The organism is Neisseria sp. HMSC075C10 (genome assembly GCF_001815615.1).
Classification (GTDB): domain Bacteria; phylum Pseudomonadota; class Gammaproteobacteria; order Burkholderiales; family Neisseriaceae; genus Neisseria; species Neisseria subflava_A.
The window spans coordinates 1-11,205 of the sequence record NZ_KV821268.1; the positions used below are offsets into that span (position 1 = coordinate 1).

Sequence of the window (11,205 nt, forward strand, 5' to 3'; positions counted from 1 at the left end):
TGCGCTCTACCAACTGAGCTATTCCCGCATATTGAAAAAGAACAATCAACAAGTAATCAGTATGGAGCGGGAAACGAGTCTCGAACTCGCGACCTCAACCTTGGCAAGGTTGCGCTCTACCAACTGAGCTATTCCCGCATTTGAGTGCATCTGAAATTAAACTGGAGCGGGAAACGAGTCTCGAACTCGCGACCTCAACCTTGGCAAGGTTGCGCTCTACCAACTGAGCTATTCCCGCTCTGATATTTGTTGCTTCGTATATCGAAGAAGACGCAATTATTATGGATTTAATCGTGTGCGTCAAGTGTTTTATTTTTATTTTTTTAAAAATTTTATTTGAATTCTTTCCACGCCATTTTCAGGTAGTAGCACATGGACCAAATGGTCAATACAGATGCTATAAACATCAATATGTTACCAATGAGATAGAAAGGGTCGCTATATTTGTCCGTACCGATAAGCAAAAGAAAGATGGCGATCATTTGGGCAGTGGTTTTGAATTTGCCGATAGTGGCCACTGCAACGCTGCCACGTTTGCCCATCTGTGCCATCCATTCGCGCAGGGCGGAAATAGTGATTTCTCGGCCGATAATAATCATGGCGAAGATGGCGTATGTTCTGCCAAGGCTGACGAGCAGGAGTAGGGCAACGGCAACCATGAGTTTGTCGGCAACGGGATCGAGGAATGCGCCAAAGTCGGAGGTTTGTTTCCAGCGGCGTGCCAAAAAGCCGTCAAACCAGTCTGTAACAGCTGCAAGTGCAAAGATGATGGCGGCTGTCCAGTTGACGGTTTGTGGTTGAATCCATGTGTTCGGTAAATAGAATAGGATGGTGAACACGGGGATTAATAGGACGCGCATCCAGGTAAGTAAAATAGGTATGTTCCAAGGCATGGTTTGGGATCTTTTGGATGATGTGTCGGGTTGTTCATTATAGCTTATTTGTTCACTCTGCTTTTTGAAGTGTTGTTTTTTTGCCGACAAGTATCTTGGGCATAGATTTTTGTCGTGTGGGTTGTGAAGAAAATCTGCTAAGGCCGTCTGAAAAATAGGCTGTTGCGGGGTGTAAATGTTTTTGGGTAGAAAAGTAGCTGCGAAATAGTGAGCAATAAGGTCTGCCTGCTGTTCGATATTTAATTGGTTGATGTGGGGTAAGGGGATAGGGTAGGCGTAAGCTTTGCGTTTCCTATATCCGCCTTTGAGCATGATGAATAGACCGGAAAGCCAAACTTTGTGACCGCGCTGGTGTTGCCAGACATGTGTCAGCTCATGAATCAGCCAGATTTTGTAGGCGATGCCGGCTTGAGTGAAATCATCAGGGCTGTGTTTACGAGGAAAGTATATGTTTCCATTGGGCGCAATGGCGGTATTGGCGTTGGGTATAAGTGGAATGCCGCGATATATTTTGATGTGGTGGAAGTTTATGCTGTCCGCAAAAACTTGTTTTGCCATACGGACTTCATTTTCGGTCAGTCTGCGCCAATCGGAAAAAATCATATTTGGAAGGGAATATAAGAGGGTATGAAGATTTCAGGCCGTCTGAAAGGTTTCAGACGGCCTGGGTCGGGATTTATTGTTCTGTTGAAGCGGCTTGTTTTCCGTTGTCGAACAATTTGTCCATGGGGGTCAGGTTGACTGCATTGCCTTGGCTGACTATCCATTTGTTTTCAACACGCCATACGCCTGAGGCATCTTCAACGCGCAAGTACCAATGATTGGTTGGGCGTAAAGGCTTAAAGACGGCTTCGTATTCCATGCGGCCGTTTTGCGGTTCGGCTGTTACGGCGCGCAGCTTGACGGTTTGGTCGTCAGCTTTGCGTGTCGGGTGCATCAGCAACAGGTTTAATGGCTGTTTGGGATCGAATTGTCCGCTGACGAATACTTTGGCGGCATTCATTTCCGGACTGATTAAAACCTGCACCTGAATCTGCCGTTTAACGGCTTCTTCATCGCGGTGAAGCTGGATTTCGATGTGTTTGCCGTCTTTATAGTAATCGTCGGAAACCAAGTCTGTCGTATGTTCTTTTGCGACGAAGAACATGGAAACGCTGGCGATAACGACAAAGATGGGACCTGCCATCAGCACCCAAGGCCAAATGTGTTTATACCAAGGCTTAGTGGAATTGGGTTGGGACACCGTTGTTATTCTCCAATAAAGGTTGCTTTTTCATTCAGGACAGTCGGTTCGGCATCAGCGTCATCGGTTTCACGATATGTGAAGGTAAATTCAATCGGCTGACTGCCTTTTTCGGCGTACTCAGGGAGGGTGGACACTTGAACCGGAATGGTCACGGTTTCGCGTGGTGCAATTTTAATACCGTTTTCTGGCAAGCCGGTCAAGGCGATATCATCAAAACCTTTGACTGTTGCAGTAACGGTCTGTTCATGTTCACTCTTATTAATGATGCGCAGGTTGTAGGCATTTTCCAACCAGCCTTGGCTGTTTTCACGCACCATCACGCCGCGGTCTTTCAGAATATCCACTTCGACCATTTTTCGGGTGGCAATACCAGTTAAGAAAGCAATAATAACCACAAACAATACTGCACCATAACCTGCAACGCGAGGGCGTTTCAGACGTTTTTTGATATCGCTTTCAGGGTATTCATGCTCCATTGCGCCTTCTGTGGTGTAACGGATCAGGCCGCGCGGATAACCCATTTTGTCCATGATTTCGTCACAAGCATCGACACAGGCTGCACAACCGATACATTGGTATTGCAGACCGTCGCGGATGTCGATGCCGACGGGGCAGACTTGTACGCACATGGTGCAGTTGATGCAGTCGCCTAAGCCGCTGTCTTCTTTGTTGGCGGTTTTTTTGCGTGCACCGCGAGGTTCGCCGCGTTCGGTATCGTAGGAAATAATCAGTGTGTCTTTGTCAAACATCGCACTTTGGAAGCGTGCATACGGGCACATATGCAGACACACTTTTTCGCGCATGATGTGGGCAAAAAAGAAGGTCATGAATCCGTAAAACGCTGCGGCAAACATTGCGCCACCGCCTGCTGCTCCGGTGAATAAATCGGGAACAAACTGGCGGATAGGGACAAACCAGCCTGCAAAAGTGATACCTGTCCACGCACAGACAAGGAAAATCAGCAGGTATTTGGTGGCTTTAATACGGATTTTAGTAAAGTTCCAAGGCGATTTTTCCAGTTTTAAACGTTTGTTGCGGTCGCCTTCAACCAAGTTGTCGATCCAAAGCATGATTTCGGTGTAAACCGTTTGCGGGCAAGAGTAGCCGCACCACAAACGACCGGCAATGGTTGTCCACCAAAACAGTCCGAAAGCACAAATCATCAGCAGCAAGGCAAGGTAAATCAAATCGCCCATGCCCAGTGACAGGCCGAAAATGAAAAAATGACGGTCAGGGATATTGAATAAAACTGCCTGACGGTTACTCCAGTTAAACCATGGAATTACGTAAAATACAAACTGGGTCGCCAATACGGCGGCGATACGCAGTTTGGCAAAGCGTCCTTCTGCTTTTTTGGGATGGATGCGTTCGCCTTCGGGATGAATTTGAATTACGCTGGATTTGGGTTTGGAAGGTTTGGGCGGAGTGGTTTTTGCCGTTTTTTCTGTTGAGGGTGTGGTGTTTTCCGCTTGGTTTTCGGGTGACATAATCAGTGTTCCTTAATCGAAGTGCACACAAGCCTTTTGTCATGGTAGTAGTTTGATGCGAATATTTTCAGACGGCCTTTGGAGTGCATATAAAATCATAACATTTGGCTCTATGCAAAGCAAAAGCAGGGTTTGGCCTTAACAATAGTTGTGGTACTCCTGTCTCATACAAGGCCGTCTGAAAAGAGCAGTATTCAAAGACTTACAGAATAAGTGCAGGTTTATGCTTATAGTGATTTCCTATTTGTCCGATAAAAAATTTACAACATGCTGTTTCAAAACGAAATAACAGTTAATATCATCTATCCTATCTGCTTCAGACGGCCTATTGGAAATCATGCCGTCTGACAATGCAAATATCAAAGGCTATTCTTGAAAGCACGGCTGATTCAGGCGATAATCGGCACACTTTTTTCATATTTCCAATCTTGTCCAAGGAAGGTCAAACCATGTCTCAACTGGCAAACGCAATCCGTTTCCTCTCAGTCGATGCCGTACAAAAAGCCAACTCTGGCCACCCGGGTGCGCCTATGGGTATGGCGGAAATGGCGGAAGTATTGTGGACGAAGTTCCTCAATCATAATCCAGCCAACCCGAAATTCTACAACCGCGACCGTTTTGTCCTCTCCAATGGTCATGCTTCCATGATTCTTTACAGCCTGTTGCACCTGACCGGCTACAACGTTTCCATTGATGATCTGAAAAATTTCCGCCAACTGCACAGTAAAACCCCAGGCCATCCTGAATATGGCTACACCGACGGTGTGGAAACCACGACCGGTCCATTGGGACAAGGTATTGCCAACGCTGTGGGCATGGCTTTGGCCGAAAAAATCTTGGCTGCCGAATTCAATAAAGATGGTTTGGATATCGTTGACCACCACACCTACGTCTTCATGGGCGACGGCTGTATGATGGAAGGCGTATCGCACGAAGCCTGCTCGCTTGCCGGTACTTTGGGCTTGGGCAAACTGATTGTTTTATATGATGACAACAATATTTCCATCGACGGTAAAGTGGACGGCTGGTTTACCGAAAACATTCCGCAACGTTTTGAAAGCTACGGCTGGCATGTGATTCCAAATGTCAATGGTCATGACACCGATGCCATTCAGACGGCCATTGAAGCGGCCAAAGCCGAAACCGGCAAACCTTCCCTGATTTGCTGCAAAACCTTAATCGGCAAAGGCAGTGCCAACAAAGAAGGCAGCCATAAAACCCACGGTGCGCCTTTGGGTGCGGACGAGATCGAAGCCACGCGCAAACATTTGGGTTGGGCTTATCCTGCGTTTGAAATCCCTCAAGAGATCTATGCTGCATGGGATGCAAAAGAAAAAGGCGCAAAACTTGAGGCCGAATGGAACGAACTCTTCGCTCAATATCAAGCCAAATACCCTGCCGAAGCCGCAGAATTCGTGCGCCGCATGGATAAAAAACTGCCGGACAACTTCGATGCTTACGTTCAAGCTGCATTGAAAGAAGTGTGTGCCAAAGCAGAAACCATCGCCACCCGTAAAGCCAGCCAAAACAGCATCGAAATCTTGGCCAAAGAGCTGCCTGAATTGGTGGGCGGTTCTGCAGACTTGACCCCGTCCAACCTGACTGACTGGTCAAACAGCGTTTCCGTTACCCGAGAACACGGCGGCAACTATATTCACTACGGCGTGCGTGAGTTCGGTATGGGCGCAATCATGAACGGCCTTACCCTGCATGGCGGTGTGAGACCATTCGGCGCGACTTTCCTGATGTTTAGCGAATACGAACGCAATGCCCTGCGCATGGCTTCGCTGATGAAAATCAGCCCTGTATTTGTGTTCACCCACGATTCCATCGGTTTGGGCGAAGACGGTCCGACCCACCAACCTATCGAGCAAACTGCCACTCTGCGCCTGATTCCAAATATGGATGTATGGCGTCCATGCGATACCGTTGAATCTTTGGTGGCGTGGTCTGAAGCCGTTAAAGCGGCCGATCATCCGTCCAGCTTGATTTTCAGCCGTCAAAACCTGAAATTCCAAGCGCGTGATGAGCAACAGCTGAACGACATCAAACGCGGTGGCTACGTCATCAGTGAAGCTCAAGGTAATGCGCAAGCTGTTGTAATTGCTACCGGTTCTGAAGTTGAATTGGCTTTAGAAGCTCAAAAAATATTGGCAGAACAAGGTATCGCAGTACGCGTTGTTTCTATGCCTTCTACCAATGTATTCGACCGCCAAGACGCCGCCTATAAAGCTGCTGTTCTGCCGGAAGGCTTGCCACGCGTAGCCGTAGAAGCCGGACACGCCGACGGCTGGTACAAATACGTCGGCCTGAACGGCGCAGTAGTCGGTATCAACCGCTTCGGCGAGTCTGCACCTGCTGATTTGCTGTTCAAAGAATTCGGCTTTACCGTAGATAATGTGGTTGCCACTGTTAAATCCGTTTTGTAAAACAGATTTTTGATTGAGATAAAAAGGCCGTCTGAAATTTCAGACGGCCTTTGATTTTTCAGTCGGTTAAACAGTTTCTGCTTCAGGTTTGACCTTGCTTTTCTTAAACTTCAACACGGCTTCTTCTTTCGCTGCATCCCAGTCTATACGCACGAAGCCGCCGTTGGCGAGTTTGCCGAACAGGAGTTCGTCGGCGAGCGGTTTGCGGATTTTTTCCTGGATCAGGCGGTTCATCGGGCGTGCGCCCATTTGCGGATCGAAACCTTTTTCCGCCAGATAGTTGCGCAATGCCGGTGTGAATTCGGCTTCGACTTTTTTGTCGAGGAGCTGATGTTCGAGCTGGAGCAGGAATTTGTCCACGACTTTGACGATAATGGGTTCGGACAAGGGTGCAAACGGGATAATCGCATCCAAGCGGTTGCGGAACTCGGGCGTAAAGAGTTTGTTGATTGCCTGCATTTCGTCGCCGCGTTCGCGTTTGGCGGTAAAGCCGAGGCTGGGGCGGCTGAGGCTTTCTGCGCCTGCGTTGGTGGTCATAATCAGGATGACGTTGCGGAAGTCGGCACTCTTGCCATTGTTGTCGGTCAGCTTGCCTGCGTCCATGACTTGCAGGAGGACGTTGAAAATGTCGGGGTGGGCTTTTTCGATTTCGTCCAAGAGCAATACGCAATGCGGCTGTTTATTGACGGCTTCGGTTAAAAGGCCGCCTTGTTCAAAGCCGACGTAGCCCGGAGGCGCGCCGATGAGGCGCGATACAGTGTGGCGTTCCATGTATTCGGACATATCAAAGCGTTGCAGCGGTACGCCCATCGAGTAGGCAAGCTGTTTGGCGACTTCGGTTTTACCGACGCCGGTCGGGCCGGAGAAGAGGAAACTGCCTATCGGTTTGTCGGGTAGGGCGAGGCCGGAGCGCGACATTTTGACGGCGGTAACCAGCGCATCGATGGCATTTTCTTGACCGTAAACCATGTTTTTCAAATCGCGGCCGAGGAATTGCAACACTTGTTTGTCGTCGTGCGACACGGTTTTTTCGGGAATCCGTGCAACTTTGGCGATGACGGTTTCGATTTGCGCTTTGCCGATGACTTTTTTCTGTTTGGATTTGGGCAGAATCCGTTGTGCCGCGCCTGCTTCGTCCATTACGTCAATGGCTTTGTCGGGCAGGAAACGCTCGTTGATGTAGCGTGAGGAAAGTTCGGCGGCGGCTTCAAGTGCGTCTTGCGTATAGCGGACTTGGTGGAAATCTTCAAACATCGGTTTCAAGCCGCGCAGGATTTGCACGGTTTCGGCGACGGTGGGTTCGACCACATCGATTTTTTGGAAACGGCGGCTTAAGGCGTGGTCTTTGTCGAAAATGGTGCGGTATTCGTCGTAAGTGGTCGCGCCGATACAGCGCAGCGAACCTTTTGCCAGTGCGGGTTTGAGCAGGTTGGACGCGTCCATCGTGCCGCCGCTGGTGCTACCTGCGCCGATGATGGTGTGGATTTCGTCGATGAATAAAATGGCGTGCGGGATTTTTTCGAGCTGTTTCAAGACGGATTTGACCCGCGCTTCAAAGTCGCCGCGGTATTTCGTTCCCGCCAAAAGCGAACCCATATCCAGCGCATACACTTCGGCTTCTTTCAGCGCGTCGGGAATGTCGCTGTTGACGATTTGATGCGCCAGCCCTTCCGCCAGCGCGGTTTTGCCCACGCCAGCCTCGCCGACTAAAAGCGGATTGTTTTTACGGCGGCGACACAGGATTTGCACCAGCCGTTCCATTTCGTGTTTGCGACCAATCAAAGGGTCGATACGGCCGGCTTTGACTTCGGCGTTGAGGTTGATAGTGTAGTCGGAAAGAAAGCCGGTTTTTTGTTCCGCTTCTTCGCCCTCGCGTCCCAGGCCGTCTGAATCATTCCCGTCTTCGTCATCGGGCGAGCCATGGGCAATGCAACGCAAGACTTCAAAGCGCGTAATGGATTGCAATTTGAGGAAATAAACCGCATGGCTTTCGGATTCGCTCATCATGGCAACCAAAATATCCAAAGGCTCTACTGCGGCTTTGCCGGCAGACTGGGTATGCACCATTGCCCGTTGGATGACGCGTTGGAAGCCCAATGTCGGCTGGGTTTCGACCGTATCCAGAAGATGATCGGGAATTTGCGGCGTATTTTCAGCAACGCTGGCCGCAAGCTGCTCGGACAGGACTTTCAAATCCGCACCACACAGTTTCAAGACGTTCGGCACAGCCGCATCTTCTTCTATCAGTACCAAAAGCAGGTGTTCCAAGCTGATAAACTCATAACGAGCGTTGCGTGCTTCACGATAGAGCAGTTGCAGGATGTGTTCCAATTCGGGTGAAAGCATGATTTAAACCTCTTCGACTATACATTTGAGCGGATGCCCTTCAGCTTTGGCACGTTCCATGACCTGATGTTGCTTGGTCTGCGCAATATCGCGCGTGTAGGTGCCGCACAGGCCTTTGCCTTCGTGGTGCACCAGCAACATGACGGCCACTGCCTGTTCCTGTGCAAGCATAAAGACTTCGGTCAGGATTTCGATGACAAATTCCATGGTGGTGTAATCGTCGTTCAATAAAAATACGCCGTAACGTTTCGGCGGCTGTGTGTTGATATCGCTGAGCAGGGTATCGGATTGGTGGTCGGTATTCGGATGGTTCATAATCTTAGGTTTCAGTTTTCAGACGGCCTGTTTTAGAGTGTAAACCGTTTTCTGTTGTATTTCGGCAATTTTTTTCTATTTTCCCACTTTTTTGAAAACATAGCTTGACGTTTTGTCTTAACAAATGTAAAAAGACGGTTAAGCAGAAGTTGGCACTCGACCGCGTATACAATACGGGGGAGAAACGCTGAACGTTTTAGTTTGCTGTATGCCTTGTTTTGCTGATTTTGTTAATTTTTAAGTATAGGAAGTTTCTAATGGCAACCGGTATCGTAAAATGGTTTAACGACGCTAAAGGTTTTGGTTTCATCACTCCTGATGAAGGTGGCGAAGATTTGTTTGCTCACTTCTCAGCGATCAACATGGATGGTTTCAAAACCCTGAAAGAAGGTCAACGCGTGTCTTTCGACGTAACCACCGGCCCTAAAGGCAAACAAGCTGCTAATATTCAAGCTGCTTAATCAAATGCGCGGCGTAAGCCGTAAAATCATGGCGGGGTTTCCCGCCATTTTTTATGGGCGTTCGGGTTAAAAATTATGAATCAAAATTCATCTTATCAAAATGCTTTAAAGCAGCTAGACGAGCTTATCCGTCATTTTCGCAGCGAAGGCGAAGTCAGCTGCGCCGTTGCTGAGCGTGAAGACCAAATCTTGATCCGCCTTGCCGATTTGAAACTGGATTTGCGCCCTGAAGATGAAAAAGCCATTGCCGATATAGACCGCTTTTACCGCCGCCATGTTTTAAGCGAATAAACGTTTCAAAACCGTTTGCCGTTTTATTTTTTAAGCATGCCTGATAAAATAGGCCGTCTGAAAAGTTTGTAAAGAATCAGCACAATGAGTATTGCCAATAATAAAAAAGCCTTTCACGATTTCTTTATCGAAGACCAAATCGAAGCCGGTATAGTATTGGAAGGATGGGAAGTCAAAGCCATCCGCGCTGCACGCGTGCAATTAAAAGAAAGCTATATCTACTGGAAAAAAGACGCATTCTATTTGGTGGGCTGCCACATTACCGCATTGCCCACTGCCTCGACACACGTCAAACCTGACCCTGTCCGTCCGCGTAAGTTGTTGTTGAAACAATCGGAAATCAACAAGTTAATCGGCAAAACCGAACGCGCCGGTTATACGATTGTGCCCTTAAACCTGCATTACACACGTGGTAGAATCAAAGTGGAAATCGGTTTGGCTAAGGGTAAGAAACAGCATGACAAACGCCAAAGCCTGAAAGAAGCGGATTGGAAGCGTGAGAAACAGCGTTTGATGAAAAACGTACGTTGATTTTTTCAGACGGCCTTTTTGTAAAGGCCGTCTGAATATTTATTGTTTGAAAATTTTAAAAAGGAAAACAGATGAAAACCATGATTTTAGCAGCGGCTTCAGCCGTATTGTTGCTGGGCGCGTGTTCCACTACGGAACAAAGAGTATTGAAACCTGAAGAGCTGACCAGCATCAAACATGTCTGCATCATTCAAAATGCAAAAGTAAGACCGCATGATTTGGATCGTGCTTTGTCTAAAGCTTTGGCAAAACGCGGCATTGGTAGCACTATTGTGACAGCGGACAACCGCAGCAAACTGTATGATTCTTCTTGCCCATATAATCTGCGTTACAAAACCAAAGGCAATGACGAAATCTTGCGTAAAGGCGTATTTGTGTTGCGAAGCACGAAGTATGCGGTTTCTACTGTCAGCTACTCTTTAAATGATGAAAACCACTTCCGAACCAATCCTGATTTGGTGAAACAGGCTGAAGGTGTTGTGGCCAAATTGTTGGAAAAAAACAGCAAATAAAAGCCAGAATAAAAAACCGGCTTGCCGCGATATGGAGCATATCGGGCAAGCCGGTTTTGTTTTCAGACGGCCTTAAATGGATTTGATTTTTTCCCAAAGGGTTTTGACCGTACCTTGATAGTAGGTTTCGGAAGTGCAATAGACTGTTTCTAAAGCGCATTGTCCTTGTGAACCGTATTTTTTGATACACTGGTTCAAGGCAATTTGATGCACGGTTTTGAAACGTGGGGAGGTAATGGCCACTACGTTTTGAGCAGTCAATTTGCCCATGGCTTTAGGGTAGGCAACAGCGATACAGGTGTTGTGCAGAGGGACAACCGTTTTGCAGCCTGTTGCTTGGCCTGAGCTGATGCCGGCTAAGGCATCTTGGCCTTTGCAGAATGTTTCGAGTTCGGCTGTCGCATCCAGTTGGGTGGCATTTTCTTTAGTGGTTTTGATTTGCAGCACTTCATTGCTGTCGGTAGGGTTTTGCCACATGGCCAGGTAGCCGTAAGTATCGGCAGCCAGGGCGGCAGGAGTCAATGCGCAAAGGATCAGTGTCATTAGAGTTTTTTTCATGTTCGTTCCCTGTTTGTTGGGTATTTGTTGTTATTATAAAGCAAAAGTACTTATTTGATATAAATTTGCTTTTAAAATGAATATTTGAGTGTGGCAGATAGATTATAGGCCGAGACCTTTGCAAAATTCCCCAAAA

Annotated in this window: 11 protein-coding genes and 2 tRNA genes; 5 read left to right on the forward strand and 8 right to left on the reverse strand. The window is 47.9% G+C overall.

Features of this window, described 5'->3' with window-relative positions:
• Nucleotides 1-62: 62 nt before the first annotated feature.
• From HMPREF3047_RS08795 to ccoG, 5 genes are all read right to left on the reverse strand, one after another.
• Nucleotides 63-138: transfer RNA gene (locus tag HMPREF3047_RS08795), tRNA-Gly, on the reverse strand.
• Nucleotides 139-162: 24 nt separating this feature from the next.
• A tRNA-Gly gene (locus HMPREF3047_RS08800) sits at nt 163-238 on the reverse strand.
• A gap of 94 nt (nt 239-332) precedes the next feature.
• Complete coding sequence (gene pgsA / locus HMPREF3047_RS08805; RefSeq protein ID WP_070713474.1) at nt 333-893, reverse strand: CDP-diacylglycerol--glycerol-3-phosphate 3-phosphatidyltransferase; 561 nt, start codon at nt 891-893, stop codon at nt 333-335.
• Nucleotides 894-1,569: 676 nt separating this feature from the next.
• The gene (locus HMPREF3047_RS08815; RefSeq protein WP_083315964.1) at nt 1,570-2,136 is read right to left on the reverse strand and encodes a FixH family protein; all 567 of its coding nucleotides are present in this window, start codon (nt 2,134-2,136) and stop codon (nt 1,570-1,572) included.
• 5 nt (nt 2,137-2,141) lie between these two features.
• Nucleotides 2,142-3,626 carry a cytochrome c oxidase accessory protein CcoG gene (gene ccoG / locus HMPREF3047_RS08820; RefSeq protein ID WP_070713456.1) on the reverse strand — a complete coding sequence of 495 codons (1,485 nt, stop codon included), beginning with the start codon at nt 3,624-3,626 and terminating at the stop codon, nt 2,142-2,144.
• A gap of 449 nt (nt 3,627-4,075) precedes the next feature.
• Between ccoG and tkt the strand changes: the two genes are divergently transcribed.
• Nucleotides 4,076-6,055, forward strand: coding sequence for a transketolase (gene tkt / locus HMPREF3047_RS08825; RefSeq protein ID WP_070713458.1), 1,980 nt, complete (start codon nt 4,076-4,078; stop codon nt 6,053-6,055).
• A 66-nt stretch (nt 6,056-6,121) separates the two neighbouring features.
• Here tkt and clpA read toward each other — a convergent pair whose 3' ends face one another.
• Nucleotides 6,122-8,401, reverse strand: coding sequence for an ATP-dependent Clp protease ATP-binding subunit ClpA (gene clpA, locus HMPREF3047_RS08830; RefSeq protein ID WP_070713462.1), 2,280 nt, complete (start codon nt 8,399-8,401; stop codon nt 6,122-6,124).
• A gap of 3 nt (nt 8,402-8,404) precedes the next feature.
• The gene (gene clpS / locus HMPREF3047_RS08835; RefSeq protein WP_070713465.1) at nt 8,405-8,716 is read right to left on the reverse strand and encodes an ATP-dependent Clp protease adapter ClpS; all 312 of its coding nucleotides are present in this window, start codon (nt 8,714-8,716) and stop codon (nt 8,405-8,407) included.
• 257 nt (nt 8,717-8,973) lie between these two features.
• Here clpS and HMPREF3047_RS08840 point away from each other — a divergent pair, with 257 nt between their 5' ends.
• The 4 genes from HMPREF3047_RS08840 to HMPREF3047_RS08855 all read left to right on the forward strand — a co-directional run bounded on the left by HMPREF3047_RS08840 (nt 8,974) and on the right by HMPREF3047_RS08855 (nt 10,511).
• Nucleotides 8,974-9,177, forward strand: a complete 204-nt coding sequence (locus tag HMPREF3047_RS08840) for a cold-shock protein (protein WP_003682902.1) — start codon at nt 8,974-8,976, stop codon at nt 9,175-9,177.
• Nucleotides 9,178-9,252: 75 nt separating this feature from the next.
• On the forward strand, nt 9,253-9,468 hold the full coding sequence (locus HMPREF3047_RS08845) for a branched-chain amino acid ABC transporter (protein WP_070713467.1): 216 nt from the start codon (nt 9,253-9,255) through the stop codon (nt 9,466-9,468).
• Nucleotides 9,469-9,552: 84 nt separating this feature from the next.
• Nucleotides 9,553-9,999 carry an SsrA-binding protein SmpB gene (gene smpB / locus HMPREF3047_RS08850; RefSeq protein WP_003679566.1) on the forward strand — a complete coding sequence of 149 codons (447 nt, stop codon included), beginning with the start codon at nt 9,553-9,555 and terminating at the stop codon, nt 9,997-9,999.
• 71 nt (nt 10,000-10,070) lie between these two features.
• Complete coding sequence (locus HMPREF3047_RS08855; RefSeq protein WP_070583965.1) at nt 10,071-10,511, forward strand: hypothetical protein; 441 nt, start codon at nt 10,071-10,073, stop codon at nt 10,509-10,511.
• A 72-nt stretch (nt 10,512-10,583) separates the two neighbouring features.
• Here the strand turns inward: HMPREF3047_RS08855 and HMPREF3047_RS08860 are convergent, their stop codons facing one another.
• Nucleotides 10,584-11,069 (reverse strand): DUF4189 domain-containing protein, encoded by a 486-nt coding sequence (locus tag HMPREF3047_RS08860; protein WP_070713471.1) that lies wholly within the window; start codon nt 11,067-11,069, stop codon nt 10,584-10,586.
• Between the last annotated feature and the right edge of the window lie 136 nt (nt 11,070-11,205).